Here is a 23,812-nt window from a genome sequence, read left to right as displayed (position 1 = left end):
TGATTTCATTTTCCCTCTTTTTCTTACGCCTAAACAATGGTAAGATAGAGAGCAGTGTAGAAATGGCATGTGGTCTAGATGCACTTCATTGAAGGGGGAAAAGGCTTTTGCTTAAGAGAACTTTAATAGGATTACTTCGCAGTCATGAAACGACCGGAGATAAAGCCAAAGATCCTTTGCTGAAAACAAGGTACTATAAGCTTCCTAAAGAACAAGTATGGGAAGAAGTTACTGCCGTTTTAAAGAAGACACCAGGATATAAACTTCTTCACGAAGTTCAAAATGTTGGTGAAATTCTAGCAGAACGCAAAACAATGACGGGTCGAACGCAAGACGTTACTTTAACTCTATTTGGCATTAATCCGGTAAAAACAGCGGTAGATATTTATTCGGCTTCCCGTGGCTCGATGGGGGATCTGGGTTCCAATTATCGCACCATTATAGATATTTATAAACAATTAGATCGTAAACTGGCTTCATATAAGATTGAAGGATAATAAAAACAGCAGGGAAGCTAGGCCTCCTTGCTGTTTTATTTATGTCTATTATACTAATTTTTTAACAGCTTCAACAGCCGCTTCGTAGTTAGGGTGAGATGTCATTTCGCCGAGATACTCAACGTATTGAACGGTATCGTTAGCATCGATAACGAATATGGAGCGCATATCCAGTTGAAGCTCTTTAATTAATACGCCGTAAGCTTCGCCAAAGGATTTTGTTTTATAGTCAGACAAAGTTACGACTTTGTCGATTCCAGCAGCACCGCACCAGCGGGATTGTGCAAAAGGAAGATCCACGCTGACCGTAAGAACAGCCACATTGTCGCCAAGGCCAGCTGCTTCTTCATTGAAACGACGAGTTTGTGCATCACAAACGCCTGTATCGAGGGAAGGAACAACGCTGATCAATTTTACTTTGCCAGCATAATCAGCAAGAGTAACTTGCGTCATCAAATCTTTGTTTACTGTGAAGTTTGGCGCTTTGTCACCAACTTTGATTTCGGGTCCTACCAAAGTAATTGGATTGCTTTTAAAGGTAGCTACACCAGTACGTTCTTGAGCCATTTGAACAGTTCCTCCTTTATTTTCCATGCAAATTAACAACTTACTTATTATAAGCTTTTTGAACTTAGGTTGTCCAATCGTTGCCGCGAAGCTATAATTTAAATGCGGATAGCAAGTTACAAGCATCATGAAAATGTAAGAAAAGTCGGAGGATTCATCAAGTGGAATTAAGACAATTGCAATACTTTGTAAAAGTGGCTAGAAAACAGCATGTCACCCAAGCGGCAGAAGAGATGCATGTAGCACAATCTGCGGTAAGCAGACAAATTCATTTGCTGGAAGAAGAGTTGGGTGTAAATTTATTTGTGCAAAAAGGTCGCAACCTTCATCTGACTTCCGTGGGTCATTTATTTCTGAGTCGAATTGAAGGGATATTAACAGATTTGGAACGTGCGGTTGGTGAAATGCATGAATTCCTCGATCCGGAAGCCGGAGAGATTCGCATTGGCTTCCCCCATAGCTTGGTCATCAACTTGCTTCCTGCTGTTGTGGCTTCCTTCAAGAAAGATCACCCCAATGTGAAATTTAGGCTGCGGCAGGGGACGTATGCCTCGTTAATACGCGATGTAACTCGCGGAGAGATTGATTTGGCTTTCATCTCGCCATTCCCGGAGTCGCATGAGCATGTGTCGGGAGAAATTTTGCTTACCGAAGAACTCTATGCCATTATTCCTTCTAATCATATCCTTGCTGAGTATACGTCGATACGATTAGAGCAACTGAAGCACGAGTCTTTCGTTATGTTCAGCGAAGAATATACCCTTCGCGCAATTGTGATGGAGGCTTGCTTGAAAGCGGGCTTCGTTCCAAAGATCGAATTCGAGGGTGAAGAGACGGATACGATACGAGGCCTTGTGGCTGCGGGGATGGGTGTGAGTTTGCTGCCGTCGATGGCTTTGATAGAAGGCGGGCAAATGCAGCCGACGAAAATTCGCGTCACGGATCCTCAGGTAACTAGAACGGTAGGGCTGATTTGCCGCAAAGGTGAGAAGCTGCCGTTGGTGGCAGAAGTGTTCAGACGGTTTCTTTACGAATATTTCCAATAGAAAAGCTCTCTTGGTGTGTGCATGGGCACGACACGAGGAGAGCTTTTTTTGTGTTAATCATTATTGTTGCGACCGCTAAATATCATAATATACTTCAGAAGCTCGAGGACGGAGATCAACGCTGCGGCGACATACGTAAGCGCGGCTGCGTTCAAGACCTTGGCTACGCCACGTTCTTCTTCATTAGAGATGAACCCTTCGGAAACCATTAAATCACGGGCTCTGGAGCTCGCATTGAATTCTACGGGCAAGGTAACTAATTGGAATGCCACGGCAGCTGCGAAGAAAAGGATACCCACACCAAGCAGCCAAGGGATCTGTTGGAAGATAAAACCCGCTATGATCAGTATAGGGGCTACTCCCGATGCGAAATTGACGACTGGGAACATGTAGTGTCTAGCGACAAGCATAGGATAATGGACTTTGTGCTGAATCGCGTGCCCGACTTCATGACAGGCAACGGAGATAGCCGATATGGAGCTTTCGTAATAAACAGGTTCAGATAATCGGACAACTCGGGATAAGGGGTCATAATGGTCGGTGAGCGTCCCTCGCACCGCTTCAACGGGTACATCATACAGTCCATTGGCATCTAGCATGCGTCTGGCAGCTTGGGCGCCTGTCATCCCTGAGTAGACAGGAACACTAGACCATTTGTTGAATGTGCCTCTGACCCGGAACGAAGCCCACATCGAAAGCACGAATGCAATAATAATGAGAAAATCCATGGGATGAAAGAACATAATATACGCCTCCGTAATTTGTTATGAGAACGGATTTTTACCTAGAAGAACAATTAATGCTTCAATACAAGCAGCAGTGGGTTGTGTAAGGATGCGATAGAGCTTTTTCATTTGATTGGGCTTCAATTGATTGATAATGGGCCCGAGTTCTTTGGCTTCCTTCATTAACTGTTCCAGATGGAGTTGAATGGATGTCAGCTTATCTCTCACAGTATCATCGGGAGATACCTTGCTCCACTGTTGAAGATTCGTTCTGATTTCCTCTAAGGTATATTTCTCGTTCTTCATGGTTTCAATACGTTTGAGTCGATTCAAAGTTTCATCACTATAAAGACGGTAGTTGGTATCTGATCTTTTCTCGGGCTCAATTAATTTCAACTTGGTGTAGTAATCAATGGTTCGAGAACTGACATCGGCAAGTTTGGCGAGTTCTCCGATTTTATAAAGTTTCTCATTCCCCATACTAAGTTCACCTCTACTCCAATGATATGTACGACTTCCTTCTTATAGTAATGATACCTGATTACAAACCGTACAGTCAAACGTCATACTTGTGAAAGCTGACATGGGTATTTAAGCGATTTCCTAACATTTAAGGCTTGCTATGAGCGAAAACACGAATTATGCCTGTTCCATGTCAGGTTATTTTTCGCTTTTTTCAATTTTTTAGCGAAAATCCTATTGTCAAACCCAAATAACCTGTATATAATGACATTAAGAGTTTCATTATATGTTACTTAATCTAACATTAAAGGAAGTGGTCGTATGGTTAAGAAGTTGTTGTTAGCTTTCGGCGTTATGGCATTATTGTTCCCTACTCTCGCGTTTGCTGCAGAAGAAGCAACAATACCCCAACTTCAAAGTGCAATCGATGCTGTTTGGGTCATGTTAGCTGCAATTTTGGTTATCTTTATGCAAGCTGGATTTGCTTTATTAGAAGCGGGGTCAACTAGAATGAAAAATGCCGGTCACGTAGCCGGTAAAACAATTTTAACTTTTGGATTATGCGCCATTGCCTTCTGGGCTGTCGGCTTCGGTTTCGCCTTCGGTGACGGCAATGCTTTCTTCGGAACAACAGGATTCTTCGTGACAGGGCTTGAAGATCAAGCTACCGCGGCATTCGGATCCTTGTCTGCCTCCGATGTGCCAATCGGCATCAAGTTCTTGTTCCAATTAGCTTTCGCAGGTGTATCCCTGGCGATTGCGTGGGGCGGATTTGCTGAAAGAGCGAAGCTTCCGGTTTACTTCATCTTCGGTATTCTATTCACAGTCGTGATTTATCCGATCGTAGCTCACTGGGTATGGGGCGGCGGCTGGTTGAGCAAATTGGGTATGCAAGATTTCGCTGGTTCCACGGTTGTTCACTTACAAGGTGCAACGGCAGCATTAGTAGCAACAATCTTGTTAAAACCACGTATTGGCAAATATAATAAAGATAAAACGCCAAACTTGATTCCCGGTCACAACCAAGTATTGTCGGTTCTAGGTGTTATCATTCTTTGGATCGGTTGGTTCGGTTTCAACCCAGGCAGCACACTCAGCGCTATGGGCGACGGATTCTTCGGTTATATCGCTCTGACAACGAACATGGCTGCTGCGGCAGGCGGTGTTGCGGCTCTGGTTATTTCCTGGATGTACTTTGGTAAAGCGGATATTCCTAGCATGTTGAACGGTGTTCTTGCAGCGCTCGTTGCGATTACAGCAGCTTGTGCGTTCGTAGATACATGGGCAGCTATCGTCATAGGTGCAGTTGCGGGTATTGTTACTTTCTTCACAGCACAATGGTTCGAAAGAGCTGGAATCGACGATCCGATCTACGCGTTCTCTGTACATGGGATTGCTGGTATCTGGGGTACACTTTCCACTGGTTTGTTCGCTACACCTGAACTTTCTGCCAAAGTTGGCGTCGGCGGTGCAGGCTTATTCTATGGCGGTGGCTTACACCAATTGGGCATTCAAGCGTTAGGCGTATTCGGTGCATTGGCGTTCGTACTTGTTCTTTCCTTCATTATCTTAGGCATTCTTAAAGCAACTGTTGGTCTTCGTGTTACAGAAGAAGAAGAAATTATCGGTCTGGATCTGTCTGAACACGGTTCATATGGTTACCCAGAACAAATGAAAAAAGCAGCTCAAAACGGCGTGTCCGTTTGATAACGACCACATAACTTTCTACTAGAGCAAAGGGGATGCAACATGAATCATCTCTCAATGGAACAGATCCTGGAACGTATCTATCAATCTGAACAATTTGATGAGATGCGTATAACCAGAGATCAGGTGCATGAGATGTTTCGGGAGCATCTCCTTTTCTCTCATTCTCCCGAACTAGGACGCCAAATTAATAAGATCCATGACTGCTTAATTCAAAGAACGATCGAACTTGCGGAACACATATTGGAGGATGAAGGTTTTGGGAAACCGCCTGTTCCTTATGCGTTTATCTTGTTTGGCAGCGGGGGGAGAAGGGAACAAACGCTTTGGAGCGACCAGGACAATGGGCTCATTTATGAAGCGAGCGAACAGCAAACGGAAGAAGAATTGGATGTGTATTTTAGTAAACTTGTGGATTGTATTCTTCGTGGTCTGGATATGCTAGGTTATCCGCCTTGTGAGGGGAATGTCATCTCGAGTAATAAACAGTGGCGAAAGCCTTATAGCGCCTATATGGAAATGCTGCTGGCCTGGTTTCAGGAACCTGAATGGGAAAATGTTCGCTATTTGCTTATTTTGGCGGATATGCGCTGCATTTATGGATCACAAGATTTGGTGGATAAACTAAAGCATGGTTTTCTTGCGTATGTGGAAGAGCACCCTGCGATATTAAATGACCTGTTATCCAATACGCTTCATCACAAAATTTCGTTAGGTGTATTCGGACATCTCATAACGGAACGATATGGCGAAGATGCAGGGGGTTTCGATATCAAATATGGCGCGTACATCCCCATTGTGAATGGGATTCGCTTGCTGGCTATTCAGGCTGGGATCCAAAGTTCATCAACGATGGACCGAATTAGAGAACTGAAAGAGCAGGGTCATATTCCTGAGACTTTGGCTGATGAATGGCAAGAAGCGTTCGCTATCGCGCTTAAACTAAGAGATTTGACGCGGTATCAAGTTGAAAATGAGATGTATACGACCCGCGGCAAGCTGGGAGCCGAACAACTGACCAAAGAAATTAAGCAGCAGTTGAAAGATTGTTTGCGTACAGGGATTGAATTGCAAAAGTATGTCAAAAAGTCAATCGTTTCACACATAGACAGAGAAAAAGGTTAGATCATGGGTTTTGGGGTTCAATGTGTTGTGAGGGAGGGTTCGGCATGAAAGATATGCGTCCGGCTGGCCGAATGTGGCATTTGTATAAAATGGGTGGGCTTACACCGGCCCTTACGTCTATGTTTAATGTGCAAAGTGCGCAGCAGATGGCTTTTATACGTTCGATGCTGAAAGAGCAGCGGAAGGATTCCTTATTCGAGATACCACTGCATTCGATGGAAATCGTTGTTTTTGATTTGGAGACGACAGGATTTTCGCCCTACAATGGTGATGAGATTATTTCGTTCGGTGGCGTGTCTGTCATTGGTGGTGAAGTGCAGCGAGACAAAGCGTTCTACAGTATGGTGAATCCTAAGCGCAAGATACCCGAAGAGATCGTTAAGTTAACTGGGATTACGAATGAAATGGTGGCTGATGCCCCTGATTTAATCGTCGTTTTGAGCGACTTCTTGGAGTTTGTCCAACAAAGAATATTGGTTGCTCATGCAACTGGCCACGATAAAAATTTCTTGAATTCCGCGCTTTGGCGAACTTCCAAAGTAAGTTTATCGCACCGAGTTCTTGATACAATGATGATCGCCAAATGGCTCATGCCCAAAAGAAAGAACTTGAGCTTGGATTCTCTGCTTCATGCCTATGAAATTCCAGTGACAACCCGTCACCATGCACTTGAGGATTCTTTGATGACAGCCGAGCTGTGGTCCAGGTTCATGGAGGAAATCAAATCGAGAAATGTAGATACATTAGGTGATTTATATGCGTTGTTAAGCCATCACTAACCGATGACAAACGAAAGTTTGTGATAGGTAGTAGGAGTGGCTTTTTTTGTTTCGTAAATTTGCAATTCCGGGAAATGGGGCTTTTGCAGCGACAAGATCCAATGGGTTGGGATGTCGTGCCAGAGGGTCTGAAGATCCCGTTGAGAAGGGAGGGGCGGAGCAGTTGGATGGGAATGGAAGATGCCGACTATAGGCTGCTGTTTATCGGTTAGATAAGGAATCATTTCAGCAGGATGCATCTCAAAATGAGTGAGAGGGTGCGAGGAGATATTTCGCATAGCAACGAATGAGATGACGTCAATGTTCACACCTCTAGATGGAATTGGAGAGCCGAGAATGAAGCCGCATGCTTCTTCGGGCTGCTGCTTAAGGGAGTAATTAATGATGCCATGATAGAGTTTGTCAGGGATGTGAACAATCATGTTCTAGCTGCACCTCGCCATCTTGAATCGTGATCGGATGAAAGTAAGTATATCACGATTTCTCAGGCATATCCCCACTTGGTTTAATGCAAAAAAAGACGAGTATGAGCATCAAAAGTGCCATGGAAGAGACGGTGGTAAAGATTGTTTTGTGGGAGATGGACATCAGCCATCCGAACAAAGGGGGGCCGAAAGCAACGCCAATGAAACGGAGGCTATTGTATAAGGAAGTGATCATCCCGCGTTGATCGCGTTCCACGGAGCCGGTAATGAGTGTATTCAAACATGGAAGCAGAAGGCCTGTCCCGATCCCGCTGAGTGTCAGCAATCCAATGAAGACATAGAGATTTGAGTTTAAGAAAATGGCAAAAGCTAACGCCACGGTCATGAGGGTGAGTCCGATATTCATCAACCAACGCATGAGTGTTCCGTTTTGTTTGATTTTGGCCCCGGTGGTATAAGAGGTAATGACCATGCCGAGGAGCGGGATTGCGAGAACGAATCCTTTGCGAACGCCTTCAATACGGTAAGGTTCTTCTTCGAGAATTTGCGAGAGATAAAAGAGCACGCCAAACAGAATAAATAGGGTGATGGAACCGGCGAAAAACGCAGGGATGAGCCAACGCCCTTTTTGCCGCAGGATATCTCGGATCTGCCCTAAATAAATACGAAGAGGATCGGCTTTCTGCTCTCTTGGAGGTTCTTTAATTAGGAAGATGACAGCGAGCAAGGATAGCACGCAAAATATTGGGAATGCGAAAAAAGGCGCATACCAAGTGATTAAGGCGAGCAAGGAGCCGATAATGGGGCTTACGACTTTACCTGTTCCGTTGGACGCTTCGATAAGTCCCAATGCTTTGCTGGCTTGTCCGCCTTTGTATAAGTCGCCAACTAAAGCCATTGCGATAGGGGCTGTACCAGCCGCTCCTAAGCCTTGGATTGCTCGGGCAGTAATAAGGATGGGGTACGAATTCCAAACCGCTGCAAACACTGCTAGAACGCCTGCAGCCCCATAAACAATGAGTGAAGGGATGATGACGGCTTTGCGTGTGAAACGGTCGGATAAATACCCTGAGACGGGGATGATAAGTCCGGCTGAAATGGAAAATAAGGTGATGACGAGTGAGCTTTGGAAGCGTGAGATCCCCATCTTCTCCTGCATGTCAGGTAAGATAGGGACGAGCATGGAATTGCCTAAGACAAGGACGAGTGGAATCGTGGCGATCGCAATATAGACCCAGATTGAACCCTTGTTTGCTTCTTCATTCGTATCCATGAGGTATCCTTTCCGCACTTGAGGTAGGTTTACTTTTCCCAGTTTTGGAGAAAGCATACTTTGTTCACAAGCTCGATGTTGGAATTTCTGCGGAATTGGGGATAATATAGATATCGTGGAGGTGAGCAAGCTTTTGAAAAAAAATAGTATCGTTATTGTGCTGGTTCTTCTATTGGCGGGCATTGCGATTTATCAAAATGTGCAGCGTGAAAATAAACAAACACTGATGCCGACTGAACAAGCGCCGCAAGTGAATTTCCTGGCGCCTTCGTTTACTTTGCAGGGACTCGATGGCAAGGAGTATACGATTGGCGGGGAAAGAGAGAAACCGTTATTAGTCAATTTCTGGGCCTCCTGGTGTGGACCTTGTGAAGAAGAGGCGCCGGATTTGGTGGAAGTATATAACAAATATCAAGGGCAATTCGATCTCTATGCGGTGAATGTGACGCCTGGGGATAAAATGGACAATATCAAGAAATTCGTTGAAACTTATAAATTTCCGTTTCCCGTTTTATTGGATAAGAAAGGGACCAACGCTGAGAATTACCGTGTTGTAGCGATACCAACCAGCTTCCTGATTGACAAGAACGGGGTCGTTCGCGAGGTGATTCATGTGCTATCAGCCAAGGATCTGGATAAGAAGATAGCCGGACTGATCAAAGGATGATCAAAAAAAGCTGCAAGTCGGCCCTGGTGGCTCGATCTTGCAGCTTTTTGGTTGGCAAATTAGTGGTTCACTAAGCCGAGTTGCTCGTTTTTTTCTTTGTTCGTTGGCTCGATACGCTGTCTGCTGATCAGAGCATAGCGCAAGCTGTCAACCAGCGCATACCAACTGGCTTCAATAATATTGCTGGACACACCTAGCGTGTTCCAGGATGTTTTGAAATCCGTCGATTCCATCAAGACGCGAACTTTACCGGCTGTTGCGTCTTTCTCGTCGAGGACGCGCACTTTGTAGTCGGACAGATGGACATTCTTGATGTCCGGATAGTACTGAATCAACGCTTTGCGCAGAGCGTTATCAAGCGCGTTGACCGGGCCATTGCCTTCGGCGGCCGTGTAGATGGTCTCGCCATGCACTTTCACCTTCACGATGGCTTCGGAGACAACGGAGTGATGGGCGGATTTTTCGACGAGCATTTTGAAGGATTCAAGCGTGAATATCTCTTCAAGTCCTTCAAACGCTTCACGCAGCAGCAATTCTAAAGTGGCATCTGCGCCTTCGAATTGGTAGCCCTGGTGCTCGAGGTCTTTGATCCGCTCAATGACCTCTTTGGTTTTCTGTGGATCCTTGTTGAAATCCAAATTGAGCTCTTGCGCTTTGACCAATACATTGCTCTGACCAGCAAGCTCTGATACCAATACACGCTGCTTGTTGCCGACTAGTTCAGGCTTGGTGTGCTCATATGTGCTGGCATCTTTCAGAATCGCTGATACATGGATACCGCCTTTGTGGGCAAAAGCGGCATTGCCAACATAGGGTTGATTAACTGGCATATGCATATTAGCGATTTCGCTGATATATCTGGATACCGATGTCAACGATTTCAACTGATCTTCCGAGATGACATGATAACCAAGTTTCAATTGAAGGTTAGGGATGATGGAGCTAAGATTGGCGTTGCCGCAGCGCTCGCCATAGCCATTAATCGTACCTTGAACTTGTCCTGCGCCAGCTTGCACAGCGGCAAGACTATTAGCTACACCCAACTCGCAATCGTTATGGGCGTGTATGCCTACAGGTGTGGAGATGTGCTGTTTCACTGTTGTTACGATGGTTGTGACTTCCCCTGGTAAGGAACCGCCATTGGTATCACAAAGGACAATCCAATCAGCTCCGGCGTCCTGGGCCTTTTTGATCGTTTGCAGAGCGTAATCGGCATTGTTCTTGTACCCGTCGAAGAAATGCTCGGCATCATAGATGACTTCAAGACCCTTGCTTTTCAGATACTGCACGGAATCAAAGATCATGGCCAGATTCTCTTCGAGTGTCGTTTGGATCGCAGTCGTGACATGGAAATCCCAGGACTTTCCGAAGATCGTCGCCACTTGTGCGCCGGATTCAACAAGTCTGTTCAAATTGATGTCATCAGCAGCTAAGGAATCCTTGCGCCGCGTGCTGCCAAAGGCCGTAATTTTGGCATTCGTAAATTTCATGTCACGAGCTCGCTCAAAGAATTCGATATCTTTGCTGTTGCTGCCCGGCCATCCGCCTTCAATATAATGAACCCCAAGCTCGTCGAGCTTGCGGGCGATTTTGATTTTGTCCTCGACAGATAGGCTGATGCCTTCTCCTTGCGTTCCGTCTCGTAGTGTGGTGTCGAAGATTTTGACTGATGTTGGCATGGGTTCCTCCTTCAAAAGCTAGCAAAGTGACTTCGTTGTTAGATGTGCTGGTGTCTAAGCTTGCTTTAAAGCGCTAATGTATAATTTACGATTATACCATAAGATTATGGGTAAGGACATCATAACGCAAAAATACGTTTGCTTGAAACAATATTTTTTTGTATGCTGAAAATGGCTCTGGTCTAACGTCTTGGAGCATGGGAGGGAATGTGAAATGGTGACAGTGGGGCATCATTATCCCAAACTAGGTAGAGTCATTTTGCATATTGATATGAATGCGTTCTATTGTTCTGTCCATGAGGCCGTTGAGCCTGAGTTATATAAAGGCAAGCCCATTGCTGTTGCTGGAAGTGTTGAACTTCGCAAAGGAATAATTGTTACTTCATCTTATACAGCGCGAGGAATGGGGATCAAAACGGGTATGCAGGTTAGGCAAGCCCTGAAAATATGCCCGGATTTGATATTGATTCGACCTGACTTTGATTTGTATCGCGATTTCTCCCGACGATTTATGCAGATAGCTTATAGTTATTCGCCTATGGTGGAATCCATGTCCATTGATGAATGTTTTGTGGATATAACGGGTTCCAAACAGTTTGGAACGCCTATGGATATCGCGAGCAGCATTCAGAAACGTATTATGAAGGAATTGAAGCTGCCCTGCTCGATTGGTGTTGCGCCGAATAAGCTGCTTGCCAAGATGGGCTCTGATATGAAGAAGCCGAATGGGATTTCTGTGCTTCGCATTCGTGATGTGCCGCATGTACTGTGGGATAAACCTTGCAATTATTTGTATGGCATAGGTAAAAAGACCGCCGATAAATTAGAGAAACTCGGTATTCATACTTTAGGCCAATTAGCGTCTGCGGATGAGTTGTTATTGTCGAAGCAATTCGGAGTTCTCGGTCCTCATCTGAAACGATCGGCGAATGGCATTGATCCCTCTCTCGTAAATCCGGAGCAGGAACAAAGCAAATCGATTGGCCACACCACGACGCTGCCGCGAGACTACACAGACAGAAAAGAAATTCATCGTGTTTTCCTCAATCTGGCCGATCAAGTAGCGAGAAGGCTGCGCAAGCAGGAGCTGATGTCCTTGACGATCCAGATTACGATTCGCGATCCTGACATGAGAACGATCACGCGTTCGGTAACGCTCCCGACGGCGACAGAGCATATGGATGATATTTATAAAACGGCGTGTGAGTTGTATGATCATCAGTGGGAAGATGGCAAACCGGTACGATTGTTGGGAATTACCCTGCAGAATTTAACGATGAAAGAAGAGACCTTCATTCAATTGGATTTGTTTGATTATGAGAAGCAGCCACGGCGCGAGCATTTGAACAAAATTATGGACGGGCTGCGTGATAAATTCGGGGAAAGCGCGATTCTGACCGCAGGGATGATGAGTGATGATCCGTCCGCTTTTATACGAAATCATAAGGCTAGAGGCACTTCCTTGCAGATGGATCATTTGAAAAAAAATCCGCTTCATAAGGAAGAGGAGAAGTGATAAGGAATGGCGCATTGCATTGGCTTTGCCGGTTATTCCAATAGCGGGAAAACAACGTTGATTGCTAAGCTGGTGGTCGAAATGAAGCAGCGCGGCTATCGAATTGCTGTAATGAAACATGATGCTCATGGACATTATAAAGAAGCCGCGGGAGCGGATTCGTCGATCTATGTTGGCTCGGGAGCTGATGCCGTGATTACGCTATCCCCGAACATGATTCATACGTATGAGAAAAGGGGTAATGTAAGTTTAGAGGAGCAGTTAACGGCTTACTCGCACATGGATTTTATTTTTGTAGAAGGTTTTAAAAAGGAAAAGCATCCAAAGATTGCTTTATTTCGTACAATAGAACAAAGAGAAATCGTTCATCATCTTGAGCCAAGTCCTATTGCTATTGTGACGGATTTGGAAGACGCTGAGAGCTATTATCCGCATATCCCTTCTATGAATTTAAATGAAGTGGCACGTATTGCGGATTTTATCGAACATTATTTTGGCGGGAATCTATTTTAAGGTTTGAACTTTGTCCGTATTTATATTATATTTTACAATGAGGATAATTTGAGGAGGAGTAGAAATCATGGCAAAGTATACATTTGTTGATAAAGATACTTGCATCGCTTGCGGCGCATGCGGAGCTACAGCTCCAGACATCTATGATTATGATGATGAAGGTTTGGCAGAAGTGATTTTTGACGGAGACGGAAACAAAGGGGTAGTTGAAATCCCTGAAGATCTATTTGATGACCTACAAGATGCACAAGATGGCTGTCCGACAGATTCCATCAAAGTTGCGGATGCACCTTTTAGCTAATCATTAAACTCCTATCATGTGAAGTCATTCACAGTATGTCGAAAGAGCTCAGTTCCTGCGAAGGGATTGGGCTCTTTTTTTGCTACAATTTGTATTTATTTGTAACAATTCATTGCCATTTCCTACCCGTCATCTTACAATGAAACTAGTATTCAAAAGGGAGGATCTTATGGGTAAGAAGAAATGGATTCAAACTTTGGCGGCGGGACTCTTATTGATGTTGTTGTCGACATATTTCTACACGGTGAATTCGAGCGGTTTGTTTTATTTTGTCGAAGGGCCGCTTCAAGATAGTTTGCGAAAATCGAAGTCAGTTGATGAGCGTCAGCCTGAGGATCGCATAAAAATTGTCAAGATTGATGAAAAGTCATTAAAAGCAATTGGGAAGTTTCCATGGGATCGATCGACCTATGCCCAATTGATTGAGAAGCTGGAACAATCCGGTGCCGCGGCGATCGGGATTGACGTTGTTTTGGCGGAACCTTCGAAAAACCCCGCAGACGATAAGGCGTTAGCCGATGTATTGGCCAAATATCACAATGTGATAATGCCTGTACAAATTAATTATCCCTCAAAGCAGCAAGAAGCAGGTGATCTTGTACCTGAGAAAGTCGACTACCCCACTACCACTTTAACGACCAATAGACAGCAAATGGCACACATTAATGTGTTTGTTGATAAGGATGGCAAAGCTCGGAAGCTGCCCGTTGGGTTGCCGGATGAGAATGGAACATACATACCTGCATTTAGTGTCGCGCTCGCTAACCTCGTGCTGGATGAACAGAACAAAGTTAAACGAGACGATGCAACGGGACAATGGAAGCAAGGCAGTATTGTTTTGCCTACGAATGAACGAAATCAAGTAACCACGGAATTTTTCACCTTGCCAAGGCAGAAAGTGGATGCGACAACAGGCTATGAGCTGCTCTCTTTCGTTGATGTTATGAATAGCAAAAAGCCTTTGCCTCTGGAAGGAAGCATCGTACTGGTAGGTCCATTTGTTACAGCTATGCAAGATGAGTATCCGACTCCTATTAGTTCTGTAAAAATGTTTGGGATTGAAATTCATGCGAATATGATTCAAACGTTGCTAGAGAGCAAATATTACAAAGATGCAAGCAAGCCGGTTGGCGTGGGGATTATTGTGCTTGTTTCTCTAATAGCCCTTTTCTTATTTGAGAGATTCAGAGGAAAGACGGCGCTCTTTATCTTCCTTGGAATGTTTGTTGTTTACGGTGGCGTATGGCTCCTTTTCTATATTGCTGGCTCTACGTTCGCGCCGCTAGTTTATCCGCAATTTGCGCTGGTGACCATTTATATCTGGTCGTTGGTAAGCCATTATCTAGAAGAGCGCAAGGAACGCAACCGTGTGACGGGCATTTTCGGAAGATTCGTCTCTAAGACTGTCGTGGACGAACTTCTCCAATCTGGTGAAGATGTGAAGCTAGGCGGAAGCCGTAAAGATATCTCGCTTATTTTCGTTGATATTCGAGGATTTACACCGATGTCTGAAAAGTTGGAGCCTGAGCAAGTTATTCAAGTGTTGAATGAGTATTTGGATGTCTGTACGAAAGCTATTTTCAAGTTCAATGGGACACTGGATAAGTTCATTGGCGATGGTGTTATGGCGATGTTTGGTGCGCCGATTGAATATGAGAATCATCCGGAGATGGCTGTTCGTGCAGCGATCGAAATGAAGTCGCAAGCTGATATTCTTGAGCAAAAATTGATCAAAAACTACGGTATTGGCGTGAAGTTTGGTCTTGGGATCAACAGCGGCCCTGCTGTAGTCGGGAATATCGGTTCGGAGGATTTGAGGCTTGATTACACGGCTATCGGGGATACCGTCAACTTGTCAGCGCGTTTGGAGTCAAATGCCAAACCAGGACAGATTCTGATTAGCGAACAAACGTATGAGCGAGTCAAGCACCTGTTCGAAATTGAATCCATAGGTGAGATCAAAGTCAAAGGGAAAGAAAAACCGGTTGCGGTGTATGAAGTTATCGGAAATCTGTAAGCCAGGATACATAGGGAGGAATTTAGTATGGAACTATCCAAGAAATCATCTGTATCTTTATTTTTAAGTTTTTGTCTCGTTTTTAGTTTGATTTCGGTTTTGCTGGTGAAACCGGTTGATGCCAAAACTGTCCGCGTCGCTGTTGTAGCTTCGCTGTCCGGGGATGTTACGATCAAAAAAGGCGGAGGATCCAAGTCCTATGATGCCTACGAAAGTATGAGTCTTAATCAAGGGGATACGGTGTATACAGGCGAAGGTTCAAGCGTGACGCTGAACTTAAGCAATGGGGATTCAGAGATTACTCTTGGGGCTAACTCCGAGATTAACGTATCTGATCTGAGTTCTTCGGATGGCGGCAAAAAGTCCAAGCTTAAAGTGTGGGCTGGCTCCATGTGGGTAAAAGTCAAATCATTGGCTGGATCCAATGACGAGTTTGAAGTTGAAACGCCAACGGCCGTCATGGGCGTACGGGGCACTCAGTTTTTCGTAGGTGTTGATCCAATCACGGGCAAAATCAAAATGGCTGTAGGCGCAGGGAACGTTTCGGCTTCTACGGTAACAACGAATGCCGATTCAACACAATCGTTTTCAATTACATACCTGTATCCGACCCAACAAATCTCTCTGGATTCCAGAGATGAAACCAAAGATCTATCCTTGAAAGTAGAATTTATAGATATTGATAAATTTATTGAAGAGGCTTCACGTGAAGTGATTCAAGAGCTAATTAAAAGCAAAGCAGCGATTGATAAAGAAAATGATGCTTTCATTGCCAAGAAATCCAAGGAAATCGCAGACGGCAAGTTTGTTGATGATCAAACATCTTTGGTTATCAAAGATCAGGCAGAGCTCGATAAAGTGAAGCAAAATTTAGATAACTTGATTGGCAATATCGCGAAAAAGGCGGTTGCCGATAAAAAGATTGATAAAGATGATATGAATAAAATCATTGATGAAGCGAACAAAAAAATCAGTGATGAAAATAGAAAGCTGGATTTGAACAAAGTCAAAGAGTTGGACAAAACAGCGGGTGTTGATGCGGAGAAAGAAAAGCAAAAATTAATGGAGCTTCAAAAGCTTGAATCCGAAAAGTTGAAGAAGAAGCAAGAGGAAGCGAAGAAGCTAGATGAGGTCAAGAAGAAACTGGCAGCTGCGCTTAAAGCGCTGGAAGACGAGAAAGCGAGATTAGCAGCGGCGAATAAAGCGGCACAAGTGAAGCAGACCGCAGATGCTGAAGTGATCTTGAAGAATGGGAATAAAGCGCCTGAAACAACTACTGGGGGTCCTGGAACTGGTTCTGGTTCTGATCCTGGATCTGGTTCGGAACCAACTGTGATTCCGGCAGTTAGTTTAGGGGCTACGTTAGATCCAAACTCTTCCAATTTTAATTTAGATATTTATTTAAGTGATTTCGTTAATACGAATGATATTTATGGCGTAGAAGTTCATTTGCTTTATGGCTTTGGTGGTGCGAACTATGGAAATGCGCCAGCGATTAATGGTGAAATATTTAACAGCGCTACTAGCGCAGATAATATTAGTGAGCACATAGATGCTAATAACGTTGAACTCATTTACACGGCAACCAATTTCGGAAGTCAACCCAATAATATTTCGGTTGTCGGTAAGAAGAAACTAGCATCGATCCCGATGTATGGTGCAGGGACACACACCATTAAGGTTGGTAAAATTGTAGCTGTTCGCAAAAATGGCAGTTCCGTTCAGAATGTTGCTGTTCCATACACCATCAACCCATCTATTACTTTTACGGCAAATAATTCACGTCCCTAAACGTTATTTAGAATCGTTAGAATCAAAAGGAGAAATCAATGAAACCACTCAAACATGTATTCGTTTCATCTCTCATAGCGGCAACCTTTCTTGGAGGTTCGTCGGCTCTGGCAGCAGGATTGTCTGCTGATGCTCTTCTTTCAAGCAATGGCCGAATTCTTTCGGATGTATCCACATTCGCAGGAAGTGGCGATTTCGAAGATCACAATGGAGCTGCGTTAAGCGCTGCTTTTCGGGCTCCAGGCAGTGTCGTGCAATTGGCAGACGGCAGTATTCTAGTTGCTGACACTCGCAATCATCAGATTCGTAAAATAGCAGGTGGAAATGTTACGACTTTTGCAGGTCCTGAACTTATTGTCTCGAAGAACAGCAATGGCTTCCCAACAGGAGGGTTGCTGGATGGCAAGGCAAACGAAGCATTTTTTAACGAACCGACGGGACTTGCTGTTGATGCCAAAGGGAATGTCTATGTAGCCGATTCAGGCAACAATGCCATTCGCAGAATCGATGCGAACGGGCAAGTGACGACATTAGCTGGTAATGGTGTCCTCGGAAATAAAGACGGCAAAGGCGCTTCAGCAAGCTTCAATCATCCAACGGATGTAGCGGTAACTGCGGATGGGATCGTATACGTCGCTGATTCTTTGAATCATGTGATTCGTAAAATCGCCGTGGATGGCAGTGTGTCCACGTTGAATGCGGCTACGGGACGTGCTATCGAGATTCGTCCAGGCGAAGCATCTTTTGCCGGCGAATATCAAGATGGCAGCTTGTTAACAGCGAAGTTCAATGAGCCGAGCGGATTAGCTTTGGATAGTAAAGGGAATCTGTATGTAAGTGATACGGGGAACCAACGCATTCGTTATATTGACTTGAAAGCTGGGACAGTGAGTACACTTGCAGGTTCAACTTCTGGAGATGTATTGTACGCCAAAAATGAGCTCTATGCGTCTGGTGATTATGCTGATGGCGATGCACTCAAAGCGAAGTTCGATTTCCCCAAAGGGCTAGCTGTAACCTCTGAAGGTGGGGTTCTTATTGCAGACAGCCTTAACCATGCGGTGCGCTATTTGCTGAATGGAAAGGTAACTACCATCGCGGGCACTGTCAAGACAGGAGAGTCAGATGGCGTGGAACAGGCCGCGGAATTCTATCGTCCAAGTGATGTCCTTGTAACGGCTCAGGGGAATATCGTCGTTGCCGATTCTTTAAATAATAAAGTTCGCAAAATTGCTCCTTATCAATTGCCAACGAATATCGGAAACGATAAGCAAGTGAAGGTTGTCAGCGGATCTAGCTTGATTTCTTTCGATGCCCAGCCTGAGTTTCAGGATGGTCGTACTATGGTTCCAGTACGCGCTATAAGCGAGACATTCGGCTATGAAGTTAAGTATGCGGAGCGAGCGGGAAAATCAATCGTGCAACTCACCAAAGGTGATGCGACGATCGAATTAACAATTGGAGAAAAGAGCATAAGCCGCAAGGATGCCGGTCACAACACGGCTGTGACCATAGAAACGGATGTTTCGCCTTACGTGAAACAAGGCCGTACGTATGTGCCAGTTCGATTCTTTGCGGAACAAATTGGCCTGGATGTACAGTGGGATGCGCCGCATCAGACAGCCATTTTACGCGCCAAATCTTATCTGAAGTAAGCAATAACCTTGCGATGGGCTAGACAAAGGGGCGCCTTTGTTCTAGCTCATTTTTTTGCGACTTCATCTCTTGGCTATTTTTGCCGATAAAGCAGTAAGAGTCTTAATTGGCAATAGGAGGTTTCTAGCTTGAAAGAGAATAATCGCAATGATCAGTTGGATCGTTTTTTCCAGCATAATCCCATCGAAGATCCTCTTTATCTCAAAAAATATGTTAAGGAACATCCTGATCATAAAATGGCATGGTATCTACTTGGTCGAGAATATGCGGCACAAGGGAAAGAAGGTAAGGCAGCCTACTGTTTTGCCCAGTCTGGGGAGATTTACGAGGCTTTTGAGCGGCAAAAGATAACGATTGAAGGTCCGCTTCCTACCTACCCTCCAAACGGCGCAAAAAAAGACATTCAGGCTCCTGCTAAGGGGAAATCAAGCGGCAAAGGGAAATGGCTGCCTGCGATGATCCTCTTATTGCTGCTAGCCGTGCCTGCCGCGATGGATTTGGCCAAGGATAATGTTCCGGGTACTCGGAATACGACGGATACGAGCAAGTCAGCTTCTGTAAAGGCGACTCCAACGCCAATTCCCCAGCAGGAAGCTGGGGGCGATAGTGCCAGTGGCGTGAAGTTATATTTGTCGGAGGGAAATTGGGGCAAGAAGCTTCAGCAAGTGCTTGCCTCCAAAAGTTCGGGAGCAGGGGAGTCTGTCATTATGGAACCTACTCTCAGTACGGACGGCAAATGGCAAGAATGGAATAAGTCTGTCAAGCCTTTGGTCAGCGTAGAATCTAACGGTACGGGCGATGGCAAGGCTTCGCTAGCCTATTACCAATCTCAAATTTGTTCCTGTCAAGTTGCAGACAGCACTTCTTTAATTCCGGCTATTACCAAATGGATGAGCGAACGGGAGCAAGCAATTGTCTTGCAGAGCGCCGTCCAAGCTTATCAAAAGAGAACCGGAGCGATGCCGGAGAAACCTGAGCAACTGACACAGCCATACCCGAACAATCTATTGCCAGGGCTTACGCCGGACATGCAGGAGGCATTCCCCCAGGTTGTCAGCAAGCTGAATGAGAGTGCGAAGGCAGGGAAACCGCAAGATACTAAACAAGTGCCTGAAGCGGGTGAATCTGCGCAACAACCAGCCAAAGAACAAGCGACATCGGCTAATTCAACGCCTAAATCGTCGGCTGACCCATTGCGAGAACCGCTCCGTATCGTGATTGACACGGACAAGCATCAGTTGGCTCTTGTGAGCGGGAATTATATCATCCGCAGCTATCCAGTTGGCTTGGGGGGAGAGAAGACGCCGCAGGGTGAGTTTGTAATCAGCGAGAAAGTGCGTAATCCTAACGGGAAATCGAATGGGGAATTCGGCAGCCGGGGCATGACTTTGTCGGATACGTTATATGCTATTCATGGAACTAACAAGCCGTCCAGTATCGGAAAAGATGAGTCGCATGGCTGTGTTCGCATGCAGCAGGCGGACGTCGAAGAGCTCTTCAATATGGTTCCTCACGAAACCAAAGTAACAATTGGCAAGGGGGTGCTGCCGCCAGATTCAGAGGGAGGCAGCAGTCCTGGAACGGGTGGTCCTGGATCTGGTGCTGGAAGAGGCAAACCGGATCAATCCTTCAATCTTCCTCTGCAAACGAAGGAAGATAATCCTGGGAAGAAGTACAAATGGCTTGACTAATTAAAAAAATCAACGTGAAGAACCGTCCTGCGATTGGCTAGGACGGTTTTGTTTAACGAGCCAGAATTAATGTGGTTTTGGGTTAGGGGGGGGGGCGAAGCTCCACCTATATTGTTGGCGTCCACCACAGATTTCTTGTTAAGTCGGTATGCGGCATCCAAGGATATCTAATGAACTGTAGGATGCTTATAGATGAGAAAATGGCTGCTTTGGCGATTTTAATGAACTGTATTGGCGCTATCGAGCAGCTTTTGGGCGGTAAAGTGAACGTTTACTTGAAATAGCGCCTCTGGAATTCATTAGATTTTCAGAATGACCGATTTTACGTGAATAAAGGGTATTGAGTTCGTAAGGGGTTTGCCTCAATGTTCATTGAATTGGAGACCTAGCCGAAGGCTAGGTTTTGGTTAATTACCAGAATGTGTTAGAAGAAACGCTTGACAATGAAATCGAAAGCGATTACAATTCAAATTGTGAAGAAATCAATCATTTCTGACATCGTCATTTGTTCAAAATGAGCAGTAAGGTCATGGCGATTATCACAACAACGAATATGGATCCTGTCCAAATGATGGCTTTCTTGTTTACTTCATCTTTGGCCTTGCGGTTCACGGTTAATGGTTTGCGTTTGGACATAAGAATCACCCTTTTCTTCGGAATTAACGATATGATCTATCATAGCATAAGTAAGCTGGATCATAGAATATGAATATGAAAAAGAAAATAAAAAAGATGTATTGACGACGATGTCATTTTATTGTAAGATTTAATCACACGAAGCACACAAAACAACTGAATATGTCAGTTTTGATAACATGTTACCGTAAGGGCATTAGTTATTGAAGAAAGCAAGTTTTTCTTCTATAACTATGCCCTTTTTATTTTTCCATTTATTGAATTGCGAAAGGGGTTGGTAGCACAAACTACTGAGGAACGTTAAACCCAGAAATTAGTTACTTCATAAATTTCAAACAAACAATCAGATTAAAAAAGGGAGAAGATGAACACATGAATATGAAGAAATGGTCAACAATGGGATTGGCTGCATCCATGGTACTTGTAGCTGCAGGCTGCGGTAAGGCAACACCAACAGAAACAACGAAACCGGCTGCTTCAACAGCTCCAACAGCAGCTGCTACGGCAGCAGCAACACCGGCTGGCGGAAAAAAATTAACCGGTGATTTTGAAATCCAGTACTTTGTCGGCGGTTATGGCGATAAATGGTGGAAAAAAGTTATTGCTGATTTCCAAGCAGCAAACCCAGAGTTGAAAATTAAAGAAAGTGCGGGACCAAAAATCAACGAGCAAATGAAACCCCGTTGGATCGCTGGTAACCCACCTGATTTCGTATATATCGATGGACCTGAATTGTTCGATCGCCAAATGGTGACGGACGGACAACTGGAAGACTTGACAGATTGGTTGAAAGACGCGAAAAACGTGGACGGCGAGAAAATTCTTGATTTGCTTGCCCAACAACCACCGCAATACGATGGCAAAATCTACAACATTCCTTTCGTTATGAGCTCATGGGGTATTTTCTATGACAAAGCGCTCTTCAAAGAAAAAGGTTGGGCTGAGCCAAAAGATTTCGAAGATTTCTTGAAAGTTAGTGAAACGATCAAGGGAGCAGGCATTAATCCATTCATTCACACAGGTAAATATCCTTACTACATCAATGGTTCCGTCTTGTACCCAGCTATCGTGTCTGCTAACAACAATGACTACAAATTGCTGCAAGATATGGCTGCAAACAACCTGGATGCATGGAAAAGCCCAGCTATTCTAAAAGGTTTGGACAAAATCGTTCAACTTCGTGACAAAGGTTACATCGACAAAGCTTCCGTTCAAATCAATCACACGGATTCCCAATCCTTGTTCCTGCAGCACAAAGATGCTTTCATTCCGAACGGTCTGTGGCTGCCAAACGAAATGGCCAAAGACGTTCCAGCTACTTTCGATTTCGGATTCATTCCATCCATCACGCAAGATAAAGGTGGAAAAGTGGTAGCTAATACTTCAACTTCAACGTTCGCAATTGCTAAAAAAGCAAAAAACAAAGATGCTGCCAAAGCATTCATGCAGTTCGTATTCTCCAAAACACAAGCATCCCAGTGGGCAGAGCTTAGTGGAGCGCCTTCAAACATTAAAGGTGACATCAGTTCTTCCAAAGCTCCTAACTTCGTTAAAGATGCAGCTAAATTCTTGTCTTCTCCTGATACCATTGTTGTTCCTACTGTTTCCTTCGCGGCTGACGTGGATAAAGCAATGCAAGATGCAACGGTTGCTTTGACTATTGGAACCATTAAACCTGATGAGTGGGTTAAACGTGTTACGGATGTTGTAGCGAAACAAAAGAAATAATAACTGAATGAAGCAGTGCGGAGAACAAGTAAGGTGCAGGCCTTAGGAGTTCTCCGCCATTTTAATGATAGGACGGTGAGGATAGAATGAAGGCCAAGTCAAAAATGTGGAAACGGAATTTGTTCATCGCTTCATTCATCATTCCGACTTTTTTGTTCTTCTGTGTATTTACGATCTACCCTGTTATACAGGCTTTGCAGAAGTCATTCTATGATTGGTCAGGAATGTCAGAGAACAGCACATTTATCGGTTTCGATAACTTTGTTGAATTATTTAAAGATCCAATTGTACTTAGAGCCATTGGAAATGACTATTTCCTCGTGGTTGGTAAAGTCATTGGCATCATGATTTTGGCGACGTTCTTCGCTGTAGCATTAACTCGTTTCAGCATAAAAGGATCCGGCTTCTTCCGGGCAATCTTCTTTATCCCAAATGTCATTTCGGTCGTTGTTATCGGTGTGCTTTGGAACTTTATCTACAATCCGCAAATTGGATTCTTGAATGCGTTCTTGTCACTCTTTACAGATCATAAGGTCGATATCACTTGGCTAGGTTTTCCACAGCACACGATCTGGATGCTATTACCTCCAACGATTTGGGCTGGTATCGGCTTCTATATGATCCTGATGATTGCTGCAATCGTGAATATTCCTGCTTCCTACTATGAGGCAGCTAATATAGATGGAGCCGGTCAATGGTCGCAATTCCGCAATATCACCATGCCGCTTATCTGGGAGCAAATTAAAGTTTCTATTGTTAACATCGTGATTACAACACTTAACGGATCTTTTGTCATCGTGCAATTGATGACGGGTGGCGGACAGCCGGATAATACGACCCAAGTTATGGGATCTTACCTGTATCGGATGGCATTTCAACAATATCATTTCGGTTATGGAGCAGCCATCGGAGTGTTGATTCTCATCATCTCCTTGATCACAACTCTTATCTTGCAGCGCGTTATGCGCCAAGAAACGATCGAAATGCATTAAAGTCATCTTAGAACCTGAT

Annotated in this window: 22 protein-coding genes; 15 read left to right on the top strand and 7 right to left on the bottom strand. The window is 44.6% G+C overall.

Features of this window, described 5'->3' with window-relative positions:
- The first annotated feature begins 107 nt into the window (after window positions 1-107).
- Window positions 108-497, top strand: a complete 390-nt coding sequence (locus tag IEY34_RS06020; protein ID WP_189009069.1) for a DUF1499 domain-containing protein — start codon at window positions 108-110, stop codon at window positions 495-497.
- Window positions 498-545: 48 nt separating this feature from the next.
- Here IEY34_RS06020 and tpx read toward each other — a convergent pair whose 3' ends face one another.
- Window positions 546-1,064 carry a thiol peroxidase gene (gene tpx, locus IEY34_RS06015; protein WP_189009066.1) on the bottom strand — a complete coding sequence of 173 codons (519 nt, stop codon included), beginning with the start codon at window positions 1,062-1,064 and terminating at the stop codon, window positions 546-548.
- A 161-nt stretch (window positions 1,065-1,225) separates the two neighbouring features.
- On the opposite strand from tpx, the gene gltC reads away from it, so the two are divergent.
- A complete protein-coding gene (gene gltC / locus IEY34_RS06010) occupies window positions 1,226-2,110 on the top strand; it encodes a glutamate biosynthesis transcriptional regulator GltC (protein ID WP_189009064.1) in 885 nt (294 codons plus the stop codon).
- A gap of 53 nt (window positions 2,111-2,163) precedes the next feature.
- Here the strand turns inward: gltC and IEY34_RS06005 are convergent, their stop codons facing one another.
- The gene (locus IEY34_RS06005) at window positions 2,164-2,853 is read right to left on the bottom strand and encodes a zinc metallopeptidase (protein ID WP_189009061.1); all 690 of its coding nucleotides are present in this window, start codon (window positions 2,851-2,853) and stop codon (window positions 2,164-2,166) included.
- A 21-nt stretch (window positions 2,854-2,874) separates the two neighbouring features.
- Window positions 2,875-3,315 (bottom strand): MerR family transcriptional regulator, encoded by a 441-nt coding sequence (locus IEY34_RS06000; RefSeq protein ID WP_189009058.1) that lies wholly within the window; start codon window positions 3,313-3,315, stop codon window positions 2,875-2,877.
- Between the two features lie 303 nt (window positions 3,316-3,618).
- Here IEY34_RS06000 and IEY34_RS05995 point away from each other — a divergent pair, with 303 nt between their 5' ends.
- The 3 genes from IEY34_RS05995 to IEY34_RS05985 are packed head-to-tail and all read left to right on the top strand — an operon-like array spanning window position 3,619 to window position 6,908.
- A complete protein-coding gene (locus IEY34_RS05995; protein ID WP_189009055.1) occupies window positions 3,619-5,004 on the top strand; it encodes an ammonium transporter in 1,386 nt (461 codons plus the stop codon).
- Between the two features lie 42 nt (window positions 5,005-5,046).
- Window positions 5,047-6,129 carry a DUF294 nucleotidyltransferase-like domain-containing protein gene (locus tag IEY34_RS05990; RefSeq protein WP_189009052.1) on the top strand — a complete coding sequence of 361 codons (1,083 nt, stop codon included), beginning with the start codon at window positions 5,047-5,049 and terminating at the stop codon, window positions 6,127-6,129.
- Window positions 6,130-6,173: 44 nt separating this feature from the next.
- Entirely contained in the window at window positions 6,174-6,908 is a 735-nt protein-coding gene (locus IEY34_RS05985) for an exonuclease domain-containing protein (protein WP_189009049.1), read from the top strand.
- On the opposite strand, the gene IEY34_RS05980 is transcribed toward IEY34_RS05985, so the two are convergent.
- The gene (locus IEY34_RS05980; RefSeq protein WP_189009045.1) at window positions 6,905-7,330 is read right to left on the bottom strand and encodes a M67 family metallopeptidase; all 426 of its coding nucleotides are present in this window, start codon (window positions 7,328-7,330) and stop codon (window positions 6,905-6,907) included. The two genes, IEY34_RS05985 and IEY34_RS05980, sit on opposite strands and share 4 nt — an antisense overlap.
- A 52-nt stretch (window positions 7,331-7,382) precedes the next feature.
- Window positions 7,383-8,606, bottom strand: coding sequence for an MFS transporter (locus IEY34_RS05975; protein ID WP_229757494.1), 1,224 nt, complete (start codon window positions 8,604-8,606; stop codon window positions 7,383-7,385).
- Window positions 8,607-8,739: 133 nt separating this feature from the next.
- Here IEY34_RS05975 and IEY34_RS05970 point away from each other — a divergent pair, with 133 nt between their 5' ends.
- The gene (locus tag IEY34_RS05970) at window positions 8,740-9,273 is read left to right on the top strand and encodes a TlpA family protein disulfide reductase (protein ID WP_189009039.1); all 534 of its coding nucleotides are present in this window, start codon (window positions 8,740-8,742) and stop codon (window positions 9,271-9,273) included.
- A gap of 59 nt (window positions 9,274-9,332) precedes the next feature.
- On the opposite strand, the gene cimA is transcribed toward IEY34_RS05970, so the two are convergent.
- The gene (gene cimA / locus IEY34_RS05965; protein WP_189009036.1) at window positions 9,333-10,952 is read right to left on the bottom strand and encodes a citramalate synthase; all 1,620 of its coding nucleotides are present in this window, start codon (window positions 10,950-10,952) and stop codon (window positions 9,333-9,335) included.
- Window positions 10,953-11,166: 214 nt separating this feature from the next.
- Here cimA and IEY34_RS05960 point away from each other — a divergent pair, with 214 nt between their 5' ends.
- The 7 genes from IEY34_RS05960 (at window position 11,167) to IEY34_RS37485 (ending at window position 20,437) form a co-directional block, all read left to right on the top strand.
- Entirely contained in the window at window positions 11,167-12,468 is a 1,302-nt protein-coding gene (locus tag IEY34_RS05960) for a DNA polymerase IV (protein ID WP_189009033.1), read from the top strand.
- Between the two features lie 6 nt (window positions 12,469-12,474).
- Window positions 12,475-12,981 carry a molybdopterin-guanine dinucleotide biosynthesis protein B gene (gene mobB / locus IEY34_RS05955; protein ID WP_189009031.1) on the top strand — a complete coding sequence of 169 codons (507 nt, stop codon included), beginning with the start codon at window positions 12,475-12,477 and terminating at the stop codon, window positions 12,979-12,981.
- A 67-nt stretch (window positions 12,982-13,048) separates the two neighbouring features.
- Entirely contained in the window at window positions 13,049-13,282 is a 234-nt protein-coding gene (locus IEY34_RS05950; protein ID WP_189009028.1) for a ferredoxin, read from the top strand.
- A gap of 169 nt (window positions 13,283-13,451) precedes the next feature.
- Entirely contained in the window at window positions 13,452-15,299 is a 1,848-nt protein-coding gene (locus IEY34_RS05945) for a CHASE2 domain-containing protein (protein WP_189009025.1), read from the top strand.
- A 27-nt stretch (window positions 15,300-15,326) separates the two neighbouring features.
- Window positions 15,327-17,090, top strand: coding sequence for a FecR family protein (locus IEY34_RS05940; protein ID WP_189009022.1), 1,764 nt, complete (start codon window positions 15,327-15,329; stop codon window positions 17,088-17,090).
- Window positions 17,091-17,128: 38 nt separating this feature from the next.
- Window positions 17,129-18,745 carry an NHL domain-containing protein gene (locus IEY34_RS05935; protein ID WP_189009019.1) on the top strand — a complete coding sequence of 539 codons (1,617 nt, stop codon included), beginning with the start codon at window positions 17,129-17,131 and terminating at the stop codon, window positions 18,743-18,745.
- Window positions 18,746-18,982: 237 nt separating this feature from the next.
- On the top strand, window positions 18,983-20,437 hold the full coding sequence (locus IEY34_RS37485) for a L,D-transpeptidase (protein ID WP_444544025.1): 1,455 nt from the start codon (window positions 18,983-18,985) through the stop codon (window positions 20,435-20,437).
- 501 nt (window positions 20,438-20,938) lie between these two features.
- Here the strand turns inward: IEY34_RS37485 and IEY34_RS37245 are convergent.
- Window positions 20,939-21,073: a hypothetical protein gene (locus IEY34_RS37245; RefSeq protein WP_268240109.1), complete on the bottom strand. Its 135-nt coding sequence runs from the start codon at window positions 21,071-21,073 to the stop codon at window positions 20,939-20,941.
- Between the two features lie 372 nt (window positions 21,074-21,445).
- On the opposite strand from IEY34_RS37245, the gene IEY34_RS05925 reads away from it, so the two are divergent.
- Window positions 21,446-22,801, top strand: a complete 1,356-nt coding sequence (locus IEY34_RS05925) for an ABC transporter substrate-binding protein (protein WP_189009016.1) — start codon at window positions 21,446-21,448, stop codon at window positions 22,799-22,801.
- A gap of 86 nt (window positions 22,802-22,887) precedes the next feature.
- Window positions 22,888-23,793, top strand: coding sequence for a carbohydrate ABC transporter permease (locus IEY34_RS05920; RefSeq protein ID WP_189009013.1), 906 nt, complete (start codon window positions 22,888-22,890; stop codon window positions 23,791-23,793).
- Window positions 23,794-23,812 lie beyond the last annotated feature (19 nt).

The sequence above is a fragment of the Paenibacillus marchantiophytorum genome (genome assembly GCF_014640555.1).
GTDB lineage: Bacteria > Bacillota > Bacilli > Paenibacillales > NBRC-103111 > Paenibacillus_E > Paenibacillus_E marchantiophytorum.
The sequence above is the reverse complement of the archived record's forward strand: the minus strand, read 5'-3'. Positions and strand labels throughout refer to the sequence as shown.

Coding starts and splice junctions, on each gene's coding strand:
- mobB (WP_189009031.1), top strand. CDS start 12,475: ATGGCGCATTGCATTGGCTTTGCCGGTTATTCCAATAGCGGGAAAACA.
- IEY34_RS05995 (WP_189009055.1), top strand. CDS start 3,619: ATGGTTAAGAAGTTGTTGTTAGCTTTCGGCGTTATGGCATTATTGTTC.
- IEY34_RS37245 (WP_268240109.1), bottom strand. CDS start 21,073: ATGTCCAAACGCAAACCATTAACCGTGAACCGCAAGGCCAAAGATGAA.
- IEY34_RS05935 (WP_189009019.1), top strand. CDS start 17,129: ATGAAACCACTCAAACATGTATTCGTTTCATCTCTCATAGCGGCAACC.
- tpx (WP_189009066.1), bottom strand. CDS start 1,064: ATGGCTCAAGAACGTACTGGTGTAGCTACCTTTAAAAGCAATCCAATT.
- IEY34_RS05975 (WP_229757494.1), bottom strand. CDS start 8,606: ATGGATACGAATGAAGAAGCAAACAAGGGTTCAATCTGGGTCTATATT.
- IEY34_RS05950 (WP_189009028.1), top strand. CDS start 13,049: ATGGCAAAGTATACATTTGTTGATAAAGATACTTGCATCGCTTGCGGC.
- IEY34_RS05990 (WP_189009052.1), top strand. CDS start 5,047: ATGAATCATCTCTCAATGGAACAGATCCTGGAACGTATCTATCAATCT.
- IEY34_RS06000 (WP_189009058.1), bottom strand. CDS start 3,315: ATGGGGAATGAGAAACTTTATAAAATCGGAGAACTCGCCAAACTTGCC.
- IEY34_RS05945 (WP_189009025.1), top strand. CDS start 13,452: ATGGGTAAGAAGAAATGGATTCAAACTTTGGCGGCGGGACTCTTATTG.
- IEY34_RS05960 (WP_189009033.1), top strand. CDS start 11,167: ATGGTGACAGTGGGGCATCATTATCCCAAACTAGGTAGAGTCATTTTG.
- cimA (WP_189009036.1), bottom strand. CDS start 10,952: ATGCCAACATCAGTCAAAATCTTCGACACCACACTACGAGACGGAACG.
- IEY34_RS37485 (WP_444544025.1), top strand. CDS start 18,983: ATGGCATGGTATCTACTTGGTCGAGAATATGCGGCACAAGGGAAAGAA.
- IEY34_RS05940 (WP_189009022.1), top strand. CDS start 15,327: ATGGAACTATCCAAGAAATCATCTGTATCTTTATTTTTAAGTTTTTGT.
- IEY34_RS05980 (WP_189009045.1), bottom strand. CDS start 7,330: ATGATTGTTCACATCCCTGACAAACTCTATCATGGCATCATTAATTAC.
- IEY34_RS06005 (WP_189009061.1), bottom strand. CDS start 2,853: ATGTTCTTTCATCCCATGGATTTTCTCATTATTATTGCATTCGTGCTT.
- IEY34_RS05925 (WP_189009016.1), top strand. CDS start 21,446: ATGAATATGAAGAAATGGTCAACAATGGGATTGGCTGCATCCATGGTA.
- IEY34_RS05920 (WP_189009013.1), top strand. CDS start 22,888: ATGAAGGCCAAGTCAAAAATGTGGAAACGGAATTTGTTCATCGCTTCA.
- IEY34_RS05985 (WP_189009049.1), top strand. CDS start 6,174: ATGAAAGATATGCGTCCGGCTGGCCGAATGTGGCATTTGTATAAAATG.